The organism is Aggregatibacter sp. HK296, assembly GCF_980469475.1.
The window spans coordinates 1224092-1241789 of sequence record NZ_OZ413142.1 but is presented as its reverse complement, the minus strand read 5'-3'; the positions used below and the strand labels follow the sequence as shown (position 1 = coordinate 1241789).

General features: G+C 43.2%; 16 protein-coding genes. 10 read left to right on the top strand and 6 right to left on the bottom strand.

Translation table 11 applies throughout. The features are described 5' to 3' along the window. The first annotated feature begins 3 nt into the window (after positions 1–3). Positions 4–321, top strand: a complete 318-nt coding sequence (gene yciH, locus AC30SH_RS05880; RefSeq protein ID WP_048749598.1) for a stress response translation initiation inhibitor YciH — start codon at positions 4–6, stop codon at positions 319–321. A gap of 29 nt (positions 322–350) precedes the next feature. Here the strand turns inward: yciH and AC30SH_RS05875 are convergent, their stop codons facing one another. The 6 genes from AC30SH_RS05875 to AC30SH_RS05850 all read right to left on the bottom strand — a co-directional run bounded on the left by AC30SH_RS05875 (position 351) and on the right by AC30SH_RS05850 (position 5779). Beyond that, on the bottom strand, positions 351–701 hold the full coding sequence (locus AC30SH_RS05875) for a SirB2 family protein (RefSeq protein WP_048749600.1): 351 nt from the start codon (positions 699–701) through the stop codon (positions 351–353). A gap of 60 nt (positions 702–761) precedes the next feature. Further along, a complete protein-coding gene (gene gyrA / locus AC30SH_RS05870; RefSeq protein ID WP_212510562.1) occupies positions 762–3419 on the bottom strand; it encodes a DNA topoisomerase (ATP-hydrolyzing) subunit A in 2658 nt (885 codons plus the stop codon). Between the two features lie 168 nt (positions 3420–3587). Then, entirely contained in the window at positions 3588–4028 is a 441-nt protein-coding gene (gene fur, locus AC30SH_RS05865) for a ferric iron uptake transcriptional regulator (RefSeq protein WP_006717619.1), read from the bottom strand. Between the two features lie 19 nt (positions 4029–4047). After that, complete coding sequence (gene fldA, locus AC30SH_RS05860) at positions 4048–4572, bottom strand: flavodoxin FldA (RefSeq protein ID WP_489582265.1); 525 nt, start codon at positions 4570–4572, stop codon at positions 4048–4050. Between the two features lie 8 nt (positions 4573–4580). Continuing rightward, complete coding sequence (gene ybfE, locus AC30SH_RS05855; protein WP_109859187.1) at positions 4581–4859, bottom strand: LexA regulated protein; 279 nt, start codon at positions 4857–4859, stop codon at positions 4581–4583. Between the two features lie 119 nt (positions 4860–4978). After that, positions 4979–5779 carry an alpha/beta fold hydrolase gene (locus AC30SH_RS05850; protein WP_212510563.1) on the bottom strand — a complete coding sequence of 267 codons (801 nt, stop codon included), beginning with the start codon at positions 5777–5779 and terminating at the stop codon, positions 4979–4981. A gap of 86 nt (positions 5780–5865) precedes the next feature. Here AC30SH_RS05850 and seqA point away from each other — a divergent pair, with 86 nt between their 5' ends. Genes seqA through dnaX form a run of 9 tightly spaced genes read left to right on the top strand, consistent with a single transcriptional unit; the run spans position 5866 to position 17697 of the window. Continuing rightward, positions 5866–6483 carry a replication initiation negative regulator SeqA gene (gene seqA / locus AC30SH_RS05845; RefSeq protein ID WP_109103675.1) on the top strand — a complete coding sequence of 206 codons (618 nt, stop codon included), beginning with the start codon at positions 5866–5868 and terminating at the stop codon, positions 6481–6483. A 5-nt stretch (positions 6484–6488) separates the two neighbouring features. Next, entirely contained in the window at positions 6489–7910 is a 1422-nt protein-coding gene (menE, locus tag AC30SH_RS05840; RefSeq protein WP_212510564.1) for an o-succinylbenzoate--CoA ligase, read from the top strand. A gap of 2 nt (positions 7911–7912) precedes the next feature. Beyond that, entirely contained in the window at positions 7913–11239 is a 3327-nt protein-coding gene (mscK, locus tag AC30SH_RS05835) for a mechanosensitive channel MscK (RefSeq protein ID WP_489582264.1), read from the top strand. Between the two features lie 22 nt (positions 11240–11261). Beyond that, a complete protein-coding gene (gene aroC / locus AC30SH_RS05830; RefSeq protein ID WP_006717633.1) occupies positions 11262–12335 on the top strand; it encodes a chorismate synthase in 1074 nt (357 codons plus the stop codon). A gap of 20 nt (positions 12336–12355) precedes the next feature. Next, positions 12356–13228 carry a penicillin-insensitive murein endopeptidase gene (mepA, locus tag AC30SH_RS05825; protein ID WP_212510566.1) on the top strand — a complete coding sequence of 291 codons (873 nt, stop codon included), beginning with the start codon at positions 12356–12358 and terminating at the stop codon, positions 13226–13228. Between the two features lie 3 nt (positions 13229–13231). Further along, positions 13232–13999: a TSUP family transporter gene (locus tag AC30SH_RS05820; RefSeq protein WP_212510567.1), complete on the top strand. Its 768-nt coding sequence runs from the start codon at positions 13232–13234 to the stop codon at positions 13997–13999. A gap of 37 nt (positions 14000–14036) precedes the next feature. Further along, positions 14037–14993 carry a lauroyl-Kdo(2)-lipid IV(A) myristoyltransferase gene (gene lpxM, locus AC30SH_RS05815; protein ID WP_109103681.1) on the top strand — a complete coding sequence of 319 codons (957 nt, stop codon included), beginning with the start codon at positions 14037–14039 and terminating at the stop codon, positions 14991–14993. 21 nt (positions 14994–15014) lie between these two features. Then, entirely contained in the window at positions 15015–15626 is a 612-nt protein-coding gene (gene apt, locus AC30SH_RS05810; protein WP_212510568.1) for an adenine phosphoribosyltransferase, read from the top strand. Positions 15627–15651: 25 nt separating this feature from the next. Then, positions 15652–17697, top strand: a complete 2046-nt coding sequence (gene dnaX, locus AC30SH_RS05805) for a DNA polymerase III subunit gamma/tau (RefSeq protein ID WP_212510569.1) — start codon at positions 15652–15654, stop codon at positions 17695–17697. Position 17698: the final 1 nt, after the last annotated feature.

Here is a 17698-nt window from a genome sequence, read left to right as displayed (position 1 = left end):
ATTATGACAAATCAATTAGTTTATTCTACTGAAGTAGGACGGATTAAAGCCGATAAACCGCAGGAAGAGATTCCACAAAGTGATGGTATCGTACGAATTCAACTGCAAAAAAGTGGTCGTAAAGGTAATGGTGTGAGCATTATTACCGGGCTTGGATTAGCCGAAACCGAATTGAAAACCTTAGCCGCGGAACTAAAAAAACGTTGTGGGTGTGGCGGAGCAGTAAAAAATCATACCATCGAAATTCAGGGTGAAAAACGTGATTTACTGAAACAGCTACTGGAGCAGAAAGGCTACAAGGTGAAATTAGCCGGGGGATAAAAAGTGGGTTTGATACCCACTTTTTTATTTTAGTGAAAATAACCGATTAGGATCGTGGCTATCAGTAATACAAGCGCCAAGAAGAAAAAGTGCGGTTGATTTTGCAATTGTTTTTTGCTGAAAAATTTTGCCGAGAAGACAATATAACCGATCAATAATACCGTCTTCGCAATAATCCACACCGGTAAGCCGTAGTTAAATATAAATAGCATGATAATACCGCTTAAAACCAATAGGGTATCTATTAAGTGCGGTAGAATTTTCAACGATTTGACTGCTCGCCAGTCTTTCTTCGTTAACTGCATAGCACCACGAATAATGAGTAATCCGAGGCTGACGAAGGCACAAATAATGTGCAAATAAACTAAATAAATATCCATTTATCCCCCAATATTTAAGGCAGCAATAAAACACTGCTGCCTTAAAATGCTCTTATGTTGTTATTCTTCGGTATTTTCTACCGCACTTTCTTGTTCGCCTTCTTCGTCATCAACATCGCAGATGCGTTCTAGGCTCACAACATGTTCATTTTCACTTGTGCGGATTAAACGAACACCTTGCGTGTTACGTCCGACAATACTGACTTCGCTTACGCGGGTACGAACTAAGGTACCGGCATCGGTGATTAACATGATTTGGTCGGTATCAACCACTTGTGTTGCCGCAACGACTTTGCCATTACGTTCGCTCACCTTAATTGAAATCACCCCTTTAGTATTACGGGACTTGGTCGGATATTCTTCTAACTTCGTCCGTTTGCCGTAGCCGTTTTGTGTCGCAGTCAGGATTTCGCCATCGTTTTTTGGAATGACTAAAGAAACGACTTTATCGATATTGAGATCTAAGGTTTCTTCTGTGTTATCGTCAGAAACATCTTCAATTTCAACCGCACTTTCATCGTCATTCAGATCATTGGTTAAGGCGAGTTTGATACCGCGTACCCCTGTCGCCAAACGCCCCATTGCACGCACAGCGGATTCGCTGAAGCGGACCACGCGACCTTGGGAAGAGAACAACATGATTTCATTGTTGCCGTCGGTAATATCTACACCGATCAATTCATCTTCGTCGCGTAAGTTCAGCGCAATGATACCGCTAGAACGTGGACGGCTGAATTCGGTTAACGCAATTTTCTTCACAATACCGCCGGCGGTTGCCATGACGACGAATTTATCTTCTTCGTAAGCGGTCACCGGTAAAATGGCGGTAATACGTTCATTTTCATTGAGCGGTAAAATATTGACGATTGGTCGTCCGCGTGATCCTCGGCTGGCTTGCGGAAGTTGGTATACTTTCAACCAATATAAGCGTCCACGGCTGGAGAAACAGAGAATGGTGTCATGAGTATTGGCAACTAAGAGTTTCTCAATGAAATCTTCTTCTTTCATTTTCGTTGCCGATTTACCTTTGCCACCGCGGCGTTGTGCTTCGTAATCGCTAATTGGCTGATATTTCACATAGCCTTCGTGAGAAAGTGTCACCACCACATCTTCTTGGGCGATTAAATCTTCTAAATTAATGTCACCGGAAGCGGCGGTAATTTCTGTTCTTCGCGGATCGTTAAATTGTTCTCGGATTTGTTCCAGCTCTTCACGAATCACTTCCATTAAGCGTTCGGGACTGCGTAGGATATAGAGCAATTCGCCGATGGCTTCCAGTAATTTTTTGTATTCGTCTAGGATTTCGTCATGACCTAAGTTGGTCAATTTTTGTAAACGTAAATCTAAAATGGCTTGGGCCTGGACTTCGGTTAAATAATATAAACCGTCACGAATGCCATATTGCTCGTCTAAATCTTCTGGGCGAGCGGCATCTACACCTGTTGCTGCCAACATTTCTGCCACATGACCAAGTTGCCATGGACGAGCAAGTAATTCACGTTTGGCGCTTTCAGGATTAGGTGCTTGACGAATTAGCTCAATAATTGGATCCACATTGGCTAACGCAATAGCAAGACCTTCCAAAATATGGGTGCGTTCACGGGCTTTGCGTAATTCAAAAATGGTACGGCGGGTCACCACTTCGCGGCGGTGTAACACAAACGCTTCAATGAGTTGTTTTAAATTCAAGAGTTTCGGCTGACCGTGGTCTAATGCTACGATATTAATCCCGAAAGTGACCTGCATTTGCGTGAGGGCATACAAGTTGTTTAATACCACTTCACCCACGGCATCGCGCTTGATTTCAATGACGATACGCATACCGTCTTTATCTGATTCATCACGTAAACCGCTAATGCCTTCAATTTTTTTCTCTTTGACGAATTCCGCAATTTTTTCGATTAATTTGGCTTTATTGACTTGATACGGAATTTCGTTAACGATGATGGTTTCACGGCCTTTTTCATCGGTTTCAATTTCCGCACGGGCACGGACATAAATTTTACCACGACCGGTCTTATAGGCTTCTTCAATACCTTTACGACCATTAATCAATGCGGCTGTTGGGAAATCCGGGCCGGGAATATGACTCATCAATTCATCAATGGTGATGTCGTTATTTTCGATATAAGCCAAGCAACCGTCTAATACTTCGCCTAGGTTGTGTGGTGGAATATTGGTCGCCATCCCTACCGCAATACCGGAAGAACCGTTGACCAATAAGGCTGGGACTTTGGTTGGTAATACTTCAGGAATTTGTTCCGAACCATCATAGTTTGGCACAAAATTGACGGTTTCTTTATCGAGATCTGCCAATAATTCGTGGGCGATTTTGGTCATACGGGCTTCCGTATAACGCATCGCCGCCGGCGCATCGCCATCTACAGATCCGAAGTTACCTTGACCGTCCACTAACATATAACGCAAGGAGAAAGGTTGCGCCATACGCACCAAGGTATCATATACCGCGCTATCACCGTGTGGGTGGTATTTACCGATAACGTCACCCACAATACGGGCAGATTTACGGTAAGGTTTATTGTAGGCATTGCCCCCTTCGTGCATAGCAAATAACACGCGGCGGTGTACCGGTTTTAAGCCGTCACGTACATCAGGCAAGGCACGTCCTACAATAACGGACATGGCGTAATCGAGGTATGAAGATTTCAGCTCTTCTTCAATACTGACCGGCGTAATATCTTGGACGAAATCAGACATTTAGAACTTCCTAATCATTAAATTTAATAGTGAAAAAATTGGCGTAATTATAGCACAACAAGGCATTTTCCCCTAAGGAAAATCTTGTTTTTAGACGAGAAAAGTGCGGTCGGTTTTTGATATGTTTTTAATATGAATAAGGCGGTTCAAAGACCGCCTTATTTGTAATTATTTTTTGTTATTTTCTGAACATTGATGGATATCGCTGCATTTTCCGTAAAGGTACAGGCTGTGGCTGGAAAGCTCAATGCCATGTTGTTTACTGATTTCTTTTTGGCGACTTTCAATTAATTCGTCATTGAATTCAAACACTTTTCCACAATCGGTACAAATGATGTGGTCGTGATGCTGTGTTGGTGCTAATTCAAAGACGGATTTATTCCCTTCAAAGTTGTGACGAATTAAAATTTTTGCTTCATCGAATTGGTTTAAAACACGATATACCGTGGCCAAACCGATGTCTGCACCATTTTCTAATAGCATTTTGTAAACATCTTCCGCAGAAAAATGCTGTTCACTGTGTTTTTGCATTAAAGCAAGAATCGTCAAACGGGGTTCGGTGATTTTTAATCCTGCTTTTTTTAATAATTTGATGTTTTCTTCAGACATAACAGCTCCTTTTTTGCTATTAAGCTAACTCAGCTAAACACATTTCGTCATAAACTTGTTTAACCCATTTGTTGACACGTTCAGACGTTAATTCCGGTTGACGATCTTCATCAATACATAATCCGACAAAGGTATTATCGTCAACTAATGCTCGTGATGATTCGAATGTGTAACCTTCGGTTGACCAGTGACCAACAATAATTGCACCGTGAGGTTCAACAATATTGCGTATTGTTCCCATCGCATCACAGAAATAATCGGCGTAATCTTCTTGGTCGCCACAGCCGAAAATCGCAACAAGTTTATCGGTAAAATCAATTTGTTCTAATGTTGGGAAAAAATCATCCCAGTCACATTGCGCTTCACCGTAATACCAAGTTGGGATACCAAACAGAAGAAAATCATACGCTTCGATATCTTCTTTGCTACTTTTTGCAATGTCACGAATATCAACTAATTCGCTACCTAATTGTTTTTGAATCATTTTGGCAATGTTTTCAGTATTGCCTGTATCACTACCATAAAATAAGCCGACAACAGCCATCTTGTTACCTATTTCTTAACGTTAAAATAATCTTGTAAAATTGCTACGATTAGCTCGGAACGATTCACGTTTCGAGTGGATGCTAAATCTTCTAGTTGTTGAACCAAATCCGCATGCAATTTCAATTCGACACGCTTTAATCCACAGGATTTATCACGTTTTAATTGATTGCGTTTATTAATACGAATTTGTTGCTCCCGACTCAGTGGATTGGTTTTCGGACGCCCAACTCTACGAATTTCACTAAATAAATCTAAAGTAATGCAGTCAGAATCTTGTTTTGCCATTTTAATTAACCACTGGCGTGTTCATCACGTTGAATAAAGAATTATTCAGAAAGTGATAATGATAAGCCACAACGAAATTTGTTGTGAACTATACCATAGATTCAACACCAAATGAAATTCTATTTGGATTCATCTGAGCTATTAATTCTATCTAAAAAATGCGTAATTGCACGGATAACAAATTGCGGTTTTTCTGCGTGAACCCAATGCCCGCTGCCGTTGATGGTGAAGGAGGTCGCCCGTGGGCATTGGAATAAAATGCGATCGGTATATTCGGGCAATATATAAGATGAATTGCCGCCTTTGATAAACAAACAAGGTTGTTTGATATGGCAAGATTCCCAGCCCATTAAGTGGGGGTAATTGCGCTTAAGTGCGGTTAAATTAAAGCGAAAATAATTGTCACTTGAGGCATCAAAAGATTTCAACATAAATTGTTGTACACTTTCATCGCGAATATGTTGCGCTAAAATGGGCTTAGCCTCTTGACGGGTATGGGGTTGTGCATTTTTTACGGCAAATAAACCGTTGAATACATCATCATGTCCATGTTCGCCATAAGCGACAGGTGCAATATCAATGACCACTAAGCGTTTTACTAATTCAGGATAATTTGCTGCACAAACCATAGCGGTTTTTCCCCCCATGGAGTGCCCGATTAAAATCACTTCACGAATGCCCAAAGAATGAATCACGTCAACTACATCTTTTGCCATTAAATCATAATTCATGTCTTCGCTATGAAAACTCAAGCCGTGATTACGTAAATCCACCCGTAAAATAGAATAATCATCACTAAATGCGCGTGCGATCACACCCAAGTTATTCATATCGCCGAACAAACCGTGAATAAACACCAAAACAGGTTTGTTAATTGCTTGTTTTAATTCATTAAATTGAAAATTGAGTAATTTTTTCATCGGCTAAATTTGGGGCTAGAGAATTTGCTAATAGCTCGCTATAATGTGCGAAAAGCTTAAATAGATCAAGCAAGTGGAGAAAGAAAATGAAAATTATCGAAGTGGACGAAGAACTTTATCAATACATTGCCGGCAACACGCAATCTATTGGCGAAAGTGCATCGGATATTTTACGCCGTTTATTAAATCTTTCTCCGCGTAATGCTTATTTTAGCCTTCCGGAAAATCAATCAACGATGGCAACCACGTCTTCTAATGAGCAACCGCAGATAACTGAGCAACAACCTGTTTTTGATGAAGAAATCAATAAACCGGTGCTTAAAAAGCAATCTGACGAAGTCATGCAAAAAACCATTAGCCGATTGGAGGCTTTGCTCAATTCTGAAGAATTTAAACAAGAGAATAAAGCGGTCATTCGTTTCTTAAATATTTTAACGATTTTATACCGTACCAATCCGGAAGGTTTTGCCCTCGCAACGGAATCGTTACAAGGGCGCACCCGCGTTTACTTTGCCCGTGATGAAGGGACTTTGCTGATGGCGGGTAATCACACCAAACCGAAACAAATTCCTGATACGCCATATTGGGTGATCACGAACACCAACAGTGGTCGTAAAATGCTCATGTTGGAAGGGGCTATGCAGTCCATGCATTTGCCGGAATATTTAATTGATCAAGTGCGGCCATTTTTTACGGCAAATTAAATCTTATGGCACTTGGTCGTCAATTTGCACAATCTCCCTTATTTTCCAAGCGAATCGCCTTGCAAGTTTTGCAAGGCGACGCTTTTACATGGCAACAACTTCTCGAAAAAACACAGCAAATCTCCACTTATTTGCAACACCTCGGTGTGAAGCCCCAAAATGGCATCGCTTTGTGTGGGAAAAATAGCCTAGAACTGGTGCTGTTTTATTTAGCCGCGATTCAAATCGGTGCCCGTGTTTTAATGCTCAACCCCATGTTTCCTCTGGAAAAACGTATTGCACTTTGTCAAGCCTATAATGTGGATTTTTTCTTTACCTCAGATCATGCAGAATGTGTTGCTGAATCCCAAAAGTGCGGTGAGATTTTCAGGTGTTTTTTTACTTTTTCGGATGCCATAAAGCAGGCAGAGAAAATAGACTTTTTCGGTGATTTTCCCGTTAATTTGACGCAACCAGCTACTATGACGCTTACGTCGGGTTCTACGGGCTTGCCAAAAGCCGTTGTGCATAATGTGCAAGCACATTTGGCAAACGCACAAGGCGTATGTGATTTAATGCAATTTGGTGCGGCAGATTCATGGTTGCTTTCATTACCGTTATATCATGTTTCCGGTCAGGGCATTGTGTGGCGTTGGTTGACAACAGGGGCAACTTTAGTGTTACCTGGCGAAGATTTTTATGCGGCAGTCAATCAGGTGACCCACGTTTCTTTGGTGCCGACGCAAGTGCAACGCTGGTTACAGTATTTGCAGGAAAAACCAACGGCGATACAAACACGCGCCGTATTGCTTGGCGGGGCACATATTCCTTTAGCACTGACGCAAGCTTTGCAGCGTCTTGGCGTGAAAAGTTATTCCGGTTATGGCATGACAGAAATGGCTTCTACGGTGTTTGCTAAACAAAGCGATGAAAAAAACGGGGTAGGGCAGCCCTTAGCCGGACGTGAATACTGTTTGCACAATGAGGAAATTTGGTTGCGCGGTGCAGGCTTAGCGTTAGGTTATTGGCAACAGGACCGCATCGTTTCTCTTCTTAACGAACAAGGTTGGTTTGCAACGAAAGACAAAGGCGTGTGGCACGATGGCGAACTTGTGATTTCAGGGCGAATTGATAATATGTTTATTTCCGGTGGGGAAAACATCCAGCCGGAAGAAATTGAAAAACTGATTTTACAGTCTGATTTAGTCAAACAGGTTTTTGTATTGCCTGTCACCGATCAGGAGTTTGGTCAACGACCGGTAGCCATTGTGGAATGGCGGGAGCCGACAAAAAGTGCGGTGGAAAATCTGAACGGATTTTTACAAGGGCGATTGGAACGTTTTAAACAACCTGTTGCCTATTATGAATTGCCGTTAAATTTAAGCGACGGTGCAATCAAAGTTTCTCGGAAAACGTTAGCAGGCTGGCTAGCGAAACAATTAGGATAAATATGAAAATAAACGCGTTTTTAACCGCACTTTGTGCTGCCTTATTTTTAAATATGGAGGTGTCACAAAGTGCCTTTGCCGATCAAAATACCCTGTCTTTGCCAACAGAAAAAAGTCTCAAGGCAGATCTCGCCGCCGCACAAAAAATGCCGGATGGTGATGAAAAACAAACGTTGGTCACAGACATTCAAACCTCTTTGGATTTATTGCAACAAATTCAAGCGCAGCAAAAGACCAATGAGGCGCTACAAGCCACATTGAATGGGGCGGATGCTGAGATTCAGAAGAATAATGCCGAATTACAAACGCTGAAAAAACAGTTAAATACCGCCACAGCTGCGGATTATCAATCTCGCCGCTTAGCGGATTTACAAGCTCAGCTTGAAAAATTAATCGAACAACAACAGGAAACGCAATCGGCGTTAGGGACAGTGAATAGCCAATTGGCGGGGCAAAGCTCAGTATCCGAGCGGGCGCAAGCCACATTAACCGCCAATTTGAAGCGTGCGCAAGAGCTTAATCAAAAGCTTGGCGATAGTACGACTTCAGCAGCATTGAAACAGCAGGCTCAGTTAGAGTTACAACTGATTGAGCTGAAAAATAATTACAATCAAATTTTGTTGAAAAACAGCGATCAGCTGACGGTGTTATATCAAAGCCGTTATGACTTATTAAACGCTCGTGCGCAAGTGCTACAACAACAGATTGCGGCCATTCAAGAGGCGATTAATCAACAGCATTTGGCACAAACACAAAATCAGGTTGATCAAGTACAGCAACAAAGTCAAAGTGCGGTCAAAAATAATTATATTCAGAAAGAATTGGAGCGTAATGCGCAACTGAGCCAATTTTTATTGGAACAAACGGAAAAAACCAACGCCTTGACGCAAGATGAATTGCGTATGCGTAGTGTGTTGGATAGCTTAACCCAAACGCAGCGCACCATTGATGAGCAAATTAGTGCGTTGCAAGGCACATTAGTGCTATCACGGATTATTCAACAACAAAAACAAAAATTACCGACAAACTTGAATATCCAAGAATTATCAAAACAAATTGCCGATTTGCGTGTACAAATTTTTGATATGACCCAACGCCGTAATGAGTTATACGATTTAGATGCTTACTTAGCGAAAGTTCAAGCGGATCAGAATCAAACCTTTACTGAGGCGGAAAAAACACAGCTCATCAATTTGTTGACAGAGCGCCGTAAAATTGCTTCAGATGTGATTAAGTCCTTAAATAATCAGCTGAATTTAGCGATTTCTTTAGAATTGACACAGCAACAAATTACGCAAATCAGTGATCAAATTCAAGCCAAATTGGATCAACAAAGCTTTTGGGTAAAAAGCAATAACCCGATTAATTTAGCGTGGTTTAAGAATTTACCTATGTCGCTTGGCGAGCAACTTGAGGGAATCAGTAAAAAATTAGGTTTTCCGAGTAATTTTGATAATTTGCCTTATTTGCTGACCTATGTGGCGATTTTAGTGCTTATTGGTGGCATTATCTTTAGATTTAAAACCTTTATTAAACAAAAATTAGCCTCTATCAACAGTGAAATTAATCGCCTTAGAACCGATAGCCAGTGGCACACCCCTATGGCGTTATTGTTTACCGGCATTATTTCGTTATCGTCAACATTATGGTTCTTGGCCGTTTGTCAGTTGTTTGGTTTCTTCTTCGTGAGAAACCCTGCGGAATTTTGGCAGTGGTCGTTGAGTATGGCGGCGTATTGGTGGTTTTTTACTTTTGTCCTTGCGGTGTTACGTCCAAATGGCATTTTGGTACACCACTTCGGTTTCACGCAGGATGCGGCTGAAAAACTGCAAGCCATTACAAAACGCATCATTGTTACCGTGGTGTTGTTATTGAATACTTCGGTATTTAGTGACGTAATGGAAAGCGGTTTGGCGGATGATGTGCTTGGAGAAGTGAATACCATCATCGCATTAGTTTTCTGTATCGTCATCATTGCACCACGTTTTAGCAAAGCGTCAAAAGCCTTTGGTCAAACAAGCCACGATCATCGCGATAAACTGCTTTTAAAAATTGTCCGCATCTTGTTGCAATTAGTGCCGGTCGGGTTAATCGTATTGGTGGTTCTCGGTTATTACTACACGGCACTAAACTTAATTAATCATATGATTAACACCTACATCGCTTGGGTGGTTTGGTCGTTGGCGCGCCATACGATATACCGTGCGATCACAGTATCTTCTCAGCGTTTGGCTTATCGTCGTTTACAAGAAAAACGTCAGCAAAAAGCGGCTGAGTTGAATGATGGTTCGCCTTCCGATGATGTTGTGGTGGTGAGCGAGCAAGAAGAAGGCATGGCGGTCAACCAAGTGCGCAGTCAGTTGTTACGTTTTGCCGATTTATTCATTTGGACGGCATTGTTTGCGATTCTCTATTATGTGTGGTCGGATTTAGTCACCGTAGCAAGTTACTTACGCGACATTACCTTATGGCAGCAAACAACGACAACAGAAGCCGGTGTGGTAACCGAAAGTATTTCGCTGTTTAACTTACTTGTTGCGTTAGTGATTATCGGTATTACTTACATTTTAGTGCGCAACTTGCCGGGGATTTTAGAAGTGTTGATCTTCTCCCGCGTGAAGTTATCACAAGGTACGCCTTATACTATCAACACGTTATTGACGTACACGTTAGTTGCCATTGGTGGGGCTTGGGCTTTTGCCACCTTGGGCATGTCATGGTCAAAATTGCAGTGGTTATTCGCCGCACTTTCTGTAGGTCTCGGTTTTGGTATGCAGGAAATTTTTGCGAACTTCGTGTCGGGTATCATTCTCTTATTTGAACGTCCGATTCGGGTTGGTGATACCGTGACCATTAACGATGTGACCGGCACGGTAGCGAAAATCCGTATTCGTGCGATTACGATTATCGATCCTGATCGTAAGGAAGTCATTGTACCAAATAAATCTTTCGTGACCGGACAGGTCATTAACTGGGCATTGTCTAACACGATTACTCGTGTGGTGATTTCCATTGGCGTGGCATACGGTTCCGATTTAGACTTGGTCAGACGCTTATTGTTACAAGCGGCAGCAGAACAAGCCAATATTATGAAAGATCCGGAACCGCGCGCCTTATTCCTCAGTTTTGGCGCTAGCACTTTGGATCATGAATTACGAGTTTATGTTTCTCAAGTCTCTGAGCGCACCAATACCATTGATGCGTTAAACCGCCGTATTAACGAATTGTTTGCGGAAAATAACATTGAGATCGCTTTCAATCAGCTTGATGTCTTTATCAAAAATCAAGATACCGGCGCGATTATGCCGTTGGTGGAAGTGAAATCATAAATCGAATTAAAGAGAGAAGATTATGGCTGGAAATACGATTGGGCAATTGTTTCGCGTCACCACCTTTGGTGAATCTCATGGCATCGCATTAGGTTGTATTGTTGATGGTGTGCCACCAAATATGGCGCTTTCGGAAGCAGATATTCAGCCGGATTTAGATCGCCGTAAACCGGGTATCTCTCGTTACACGACGCCACGTCGAGAAGACGATGAAGTGCAAATTTTGTCCGGCGTCTTTGAGGGCAAAACCACCGGTACCAGCATTGGCATGATCATCAAAAACGGCGATCAACGCTCGCAGGATTATGGCGAAATCAAAGATCGTTTTCGCCCGGGGCATGCTGATTTCACTTATCAGCAAAAATACGGTATTCGTGATTATCGCGGTGGCGGTCGGTCTTCTGCTCGTGAAACCGCCATGCGTGTGGCGGCAGGCGCTATTGCAAAAAAATATTTACGTGAACAATTCGGCATTGAAGTGCGAGGCTTTTTAAGCCAAATCGGCAAAGTGAAAATTGCACCACAATCCCTTGAAAACATTGATTGGGCGGAAGTGAATAGTAATCCGTTTTTCTGTCCGGATAAAAGAGCGGTGGAAAAATTCGATGAATTAATTCGTGACTTGAAAAAGCAAGGTGATTCCATCGGCGCCAAATTAACTGTCATTGCCGAAAATGTGCCGGTGGGCTTAGGCGAACCGGTATTTGACCGATTGGATGCGGATTTAGCCCACGCTCTGATGAGCATTAACGCGGTAAAGGGCGTAGAAATTGGCGATGGTTTCGCCGTCGTAGAACAACAGGGCAGTGAACATCGTGACGAAATGACACCGGAGGGCTTTCTTTCCAATCATGCGGGCGGCATTTTGGGCGGTATCAGCTCAGGACAACCGATTATTGCGACCATTGCGTTAAAACCTACCTCTAGCATCACCCTTCCGGGGCGCTCAGTCAATCTTAATAACGAACCCGTAGAGGTGGTGACCAAAGGTCGTCATGACCCTTGTGTGGGGATTCGCGCCGTGCCGATTGCCGAAGCGATGATGGCGATTGTGCTATTAGATCATTTATTACGATTTCAGGCGCAGTGTCGATAATTTGCAACAGGGACACCATAATGAATAAGATTTTTCATCAACTCATCAAAAGTGCGGTCATTTTTAGCAGCGTTTTTTTTGCGACCTCCACTTTTGCTGCACCACAAGATTGGCAACAGATCAAACGCCCGATTCCGGCAGAAAACGGCAAAGCCGAGGCGATTGGCAGCTATTCCAACGGCTGTATTATCGGTGCGGAACCCTTGCCTTATAAAGGCGAAGGCTATCAAGTCATTCGTATGAATAAAAACCGTTATTATGGTCATCCGGACATGATTCGTTATTTGCAACGTCTTGGGCAACGCGTCAAAGCGGCTGGTTTACCAACGATGTTGGTTGGGGATATTGCTATGCCGGGGGGCGGACGTTTTTTGACGGGGCACGCCAGTCATCAAATGGGCTTAGATGCTGACATTTGGTTGCGCATGGGCAGTATGTCTGACACTGATGCCTTGAATTCAGATGGAAAAGGTTTGTTGGTGGTGAATCGCAAAGCACAACGGGTGGACGAAAGCATTTGGACAGCAAATCACGCAAAACTGATTAAGTTAGCCGCGGAAGATCCGAAAGTGACGCGTATTTTTGTTAATCCGGCGATTAAGTTGAAACTCTGTGAAACTGCAGGTTCGGATCGTGCTTGGTTACACAAAATCCGTCCGTGGTTTGGGCATGACTCGCATTTCCATGTGCGCCTCACTTGTCCGCCGGGAGCACAACACTGCGAAAACCAAGCACCGGTGCCTGCTGAGGATGGCTGTGATAGCGAACTTTATTCTTGGTTTGAACCGCCAAAACCCGGGGCAACACCAAGTAAGCCCAAAGTCACACCGCCAGAACCTTTTTTGTGTCAACAAATCTTGAACTCACCAAATCGGAGTGAATGGTTGGAGTAAGGGATGGAATTCGGTCTTGATATTTTAGCCATTTTATTTGTGGTCGCTTTTGTTGCCGGTTTTATTGATGCCATTGCCGGCGGTGGCGGATTAATCACGATTCCGGCGTTGCTGATGACGGGGATCCCGCCTGCGGTTGCACTAGGGACTAACAAGCTACAAGCCTGTGGTGGTTCCTTTTCCGCCAGTCTTTATTTTTTGCGCAAAAGAGCGGTCAATTTTTCGGAAGTTTGGCTAATTTTGCTGATGATTTTCTTTGGATCTGTCGCCGGAACGATTTTAATTCAGCTGATTGATGCCTCCGTCATTAAAAAAATGCTGCCATTTTTAATTTTAGCGATCGGGATTTATTTTTTAGTCACCCCTAAACTGGGCGATGAAGATCGTAAACAACGTCTGTCTTATCCGATTTTCGCTTTTTGTATCGGCACATGGATGGGTTTTTATGACGGATTTTTCGGGCCGGGCACCGGTTCGATTATGAGCTTGGCATGTGTGACATTACTGGGTTTTAATTTAGCCAAGGCCACTGCGCATGCCAAAGTCATGAATTTTACCTCTAACTTGGCTTCCTTAATTTTTTTCCTTATTGGCGGGCAAATTTTATGGACGGTCGGTTTGGCTATGATGGCGGGCCAATTTATTGGCGCCAATTTAGGCGCTAAAATGGTGATGACCAAAGGCAAAACGTTGATTCGCCCAATGGTGGTGGTTATGTCTTTTATCATGACGATAAAAATGGCTTTTGATCAAGGCTGGTTTAATTTCTAACGGGATAAAGTGCGGTGAATTTCCGCAACGTTTTTTTATGACAGATTCTCAACAAAATATTCGTTTAACGGCACGTGTCGGCTATGAGCCGCATTTCTCGTGGTCCTATTTAAAGCCTAAATATTGGGGCATTTGGCTCGGTATTTTGGTTTTGCTGTTGCTGGCGTTTATTCCTTTTCGTTTGCGCGATAAATTCGCCGCCAAGATTGGTCTGTTGGTTGGACATAAAGCGAAAAAGCAACGCAAACGCGCTCAAATTAATTTGCAATATTGCTTTCCGCAATGGTCGGAACAACACCGCGAACAGGTGATTGATGACATGTTTGTTGTATTGGCGCAAGTGATGTTAGGGATCGGCGAAATTGCGGTGCGTTCAAAAAAACATTTGCAACAGCGCAGTGAATTTATTGGCATTGAACATATTAAACAGGCAAAAGAGCAGGGCAAAAATGTGATTTTGCTGGTGCCGCACGGTTGGGCAATTGATGCGTCAGGGATTATTTTGCACACCCATGGCATTCCGATGACATCCATGTATAACCCGCATCGCAATCCTCTGGTGGATTGGCTTTGGACGCTGGCGCGCCAACGTTTCGGCGGCAAAATGCACGCCCGTCAAAATGGCATCAAACCGTTTTTGAGCCACATTCGACAAGGACAAATGGGTTATTATTTGCCGGACGAAGATTTTGGGGAAGAACAAAGCGTGTATGTGGATTTCTTCGCGACTTACAAAGCGACTTTACCGGGCATTAATAAAATGGCGAAGTTGGCAAAAGCCGTTGTGATCCCGATGTTTCCACGCTATAACGCGCAGCTGGGTAAATACCAAATGGAAATTCATCCGGCAATGACACTGAGTGATGATCCGCAGCAATCTGCTCGTGCCATGAACGCAGAAATCGAAAGTTTTGTTACCGAAACCCCAGAACAATACGTGTGGATTTTGCAGCTTCTGCGCACCCGAAAAAATGGCGAAGATCTTTATGATTAATGTTCGGCAATCTGTCGATTTATGATAATATGCGCGCCGATTTATAATTTTAATTTGTGTGAAAAAACAACCGCACTTTTAGGTAAAAAAATGGAAAAACAACTTGCACTTATTGCTTCTTCAATTAAATCCATTCCTGATCATCCGAAACCGGGGATCATTTTTCGTGATATTACCAGCTTAGTAGAACAACCGACGGCATTTCGCGCTGCGATCGATTTGATGGTGCAACATTGCAAAGATAAAGGCATTAATAAAGTCATTGGGACGGAATCCCGTGGCTTTATTTTTGGTGCACCGGTGGCATTGGCATTAAATGTGCCTTTCGTGTTGGTACGTAAACCGGGTAAATTGCCACGTGAAACCATTGCGCAATCTTATGAATTGGAATATGGACAAGACACCTTGGAAATTCATGTAGATTCCATTCAAAAAGGTGATAACGTATTGATTATTGATGACTTATTGGCAACAGGCGGAACCGTTGAAGCCACGGTCAAATTAGTACAACGTTTGGGCGGCGAAGTGAAGCATGCGGCATTCGTGATCAATTTACCGGATCTCGGCGGCGAACAACGCTTACGCGATTTAGGCGTAGAACCTTATACTTTAGTTAATTTTGCCGGCCATTAATTTTCCAAATGGACAGGGATAAAGCATGAGTTATCAAGTATTAGCAAGAAAGTGGCGACCAAAAACGTTTGCCGAGGTTGTCGGTCAGCAACACATTTTGACCGCACTTGCTAACGGCTTGCGTGAAAATCGCCTGCATCATGCTTATTTATTTTCTGGCACGCGCGGCGTGGGGAAAACTTCCATTGCCCGTTTATTTGCCAAAGGGCTGAATTGTGTTAACGGTGTGACTGCCGAGCCTTGTGGTGTATGTGAACACTGTAAAGCCATTGAAGAAGGCAATTTTATCGATTTAATTGAAATCGATGCGGCATCCCGCACCAAAGTGGAAGATACACGCGAGCTGTTGGATAACGTGCAATACAAGCCGGTGTTGGGGCGTTATAAAGTGTATCTTATCGATGAAGTGCACATGCTTTCACGCCATTCTTTCAATGCGCTCTTAAAAACCTTGGAAGAGCCGCCGGAATATGTGAAATTCCTGTTGGCGACCACTGATCCTCATAAACTGCCGGTGACGATTTTATCTCGTTGCATGCAGTTCCATTTGAAAGCCTTGGAGCAATCCCAAATTGCCGAGCATTTGGGATACATCCTAAATCAGGAACAGATTCCCTTTGAGTCTTTAGCATTAGATAAACTTGCCGGTGCGGCACAAGGCAGTATCCGCGACAGTCTCAGTTTGACAGATCAAGCTATTGCAATGAGTAACGGCAATGTCACGCTCAATATTGTCAATGAAATGCTTGGTTTATTGGATGAAACCCAAGCCATTGAAATTATTTATGCCTTGCAACAAGGCAATGGCGAAAAGCTCATGCAAGTTGTGAGTGAGGTGGCGAATAAAGCAGGTGATTGGGATGAGCTGTTGCGTGAAGTTGCAGAAAATCTGCACAAGATTGCGATGCAGCAATTATTACCACAAGCCTCGTTAACGGAAGCGGATCACATTAGCTTTTTAGCGAAACATATCGCACCACAGGATGTACAGTTTTTCTACCAAGTGGTGGTGAGTGGTCGGAAAGAATTAAGTTTGGCACCAACCGCGCGCATGGGCGCAGAAATGGTGTTATTGCGTGCGTTGGCGTTTCATCCGAAATTCATTGGTCAACCACTAAACCTTGAAAGTAGTACGCAAGAAAGCTCACCAAAAAATACATCAAGTGCGGTGGAAAATCGTGTTAAATCTTCTGGTCAAACTGCTTCAGCGGCGATTGAAATGCCGGTCGTTTCTCAGGCGATAAAAGCCCATTATCAAGATCGTAAAAAATCCACTACGAATGAAACCGTGGCAAAAAGCGCGCAACCTCAATCCACGCAATCGGCAGAAACCTTGGTGAGCTCGCCTGTACTTGGCGCATTAAACGGGTTAGACCAACTGGATGCCATGCCGAGCAGCCCTTCTCAAGAAAAAAAAAAGTCTGAGCGCCTAGCACAACATTCCTCTGAAAAACTGACCGCACTTTCTCACGCTTCTGACACCTTGGATGCTAAAAGTGCGGTAGAAAATCCGAATGAATCGGAGAGCGAAGAAAACGATTCAGATGTGCTAGGCGAAGATTACCGTTGGGAGTGGAGCAATCCTGAACTGGCATACGTTGAACAAGGTCCCAAACCTTCGGACATCAAGGCCGCCATTCTGCAAGACATCACCCCTGAATTACAGCAAAAAATTGTCCATTTAACGGAAGAACAAGATCGCTGGGCACAGTTGATTGAACAAAGTGGCGTGGAAAATCTCACCAAAGAATTCGCGTTAAATACCTTTATTTGGACGGAAAGCGAAGATTCGCTTAAATTGGGTGTGCGTTCCAGCCATGCACATTTGAATCAAGATAAACATTGCAAATTGCTGCAGCAGTCGGTTTCACATGTGTTAGGGAAAACCATTGCATTGACCGTTGAAATTAACGATGACGAACAGTATTTAACGCCGACGGATTATCGCCGCAAAATTTATGCTCAATTACGGGAGCAGGCGAAACAGGATTTATTGCAGGATCAAAAATTGCAATTATTAGAACGCGAATTTGATTGTAGCGTTGATGTGAAAAGCATTCGTCCGGTGTAAT

Bases quoted from the DNA above. Each gene is read 5' to 3' on its own strand.
- yciH (WP_048749598.1), top strand. From the start codon at position 4: ATGACAAATCAATTAGTTTATTCTACTGAAGTAGGACGGATTAAAGCC.
- AC30SH_RS05875 (WP_048749600.1), bottom strand. From the start codon at position 701: ATGGATATTTATTTAGTTTATTTGCACATTATTTGTGCCTTCGTCAGC.
- gyrA (WP_212510562.1), bottom strand. From the start codon at position 3,419: ATGTCTGATTTCGTCCAAGATATTACGCCGGTCAGTATTGAAGAAGAG.
- fur (WP_006717619.1), bottom strand. From the start codon at position 4,028: ATGTCTGAAGAAAACATCAAATTATTAAAAAAAGCAGGATTAAAAATC.
- fldA (WP_489582265.1), bottom strand. From the start codon at position 4,572: ATGGCTGTTGTCGGCTTATTTTATGGTAGTGATACAGGCAATACTGAA.
- ybfE (WP_109859187.1), bottom strand. From the start codon at position 4,859: ATGGCAAAACAAGATTCTGACTGCATTACTTTAGATTTATTTAGTGAA.
- AC30SH_RS05850 (WP_212510563.1), bottom strand. From the start codon at position 5,779: ATGAAAAAATTACTCAATTTTCAATTTAATGAATTAAAACAAGCAATT.
- seqA (WP_109103675.1), top strand. From the start codon at position 5,866: ATGAAAATTATCGAAGTGGACGAAGAACTTTATCAATACATTGCCGGC.
- menE (WP_212510564.1), top strand. From the start codon at position 6,489: ATGGCACTTGGTCGTCAATTTGCACAATCTCCCTTATTTTCCAAGCGA.
- mscK (WP_489582264.1), top strand. From the start codon at position 7,913: ATGAAAATAAACGCGTTTTTAACCGCACTTTGTGCTGCCTTATTTTTA.
- aroC (WP_006717633.1), top strand. From the start codon at position 11,262: ATGGCTGGAAATACGATTGGGCAATTGTTTCGCGTCACCACCTTTGGT.
- mepA (WP_212510566.1), top strand. From the start codon at position 12,356: ATGAATAAGATTTTTCATCAACTCATCAAAAGTGCGGTCATTTTTAGC.
- AC30SH_RS05820 (WP_212510567.1), top strand. From the start codon at position 13,232: ATGGAATTCGGTCTTGATATTTTAGCCATTTTATTTGTGGTCGCTTTT.
- lpxM (WP_109103681.1), top strand. From the start codon at position 14,037: ATGACAGATTCTCAACAAAATATTCGTTTAACGGCACGTGTCGGCTAT.
- apt (WP_212510568.1), top strand. From the start codon at position 15,015: ATGATAATATGCGCGCCGATTTATAATTTTAATTTGTGTGAAAAAACA.
- dnaX (WP_212510569.1), top strand. From the start codon at position 15,652: ATGAGTTATCAAGTATTAGCAAGAAAGTGGCGACCAAAAACGTTTGCC.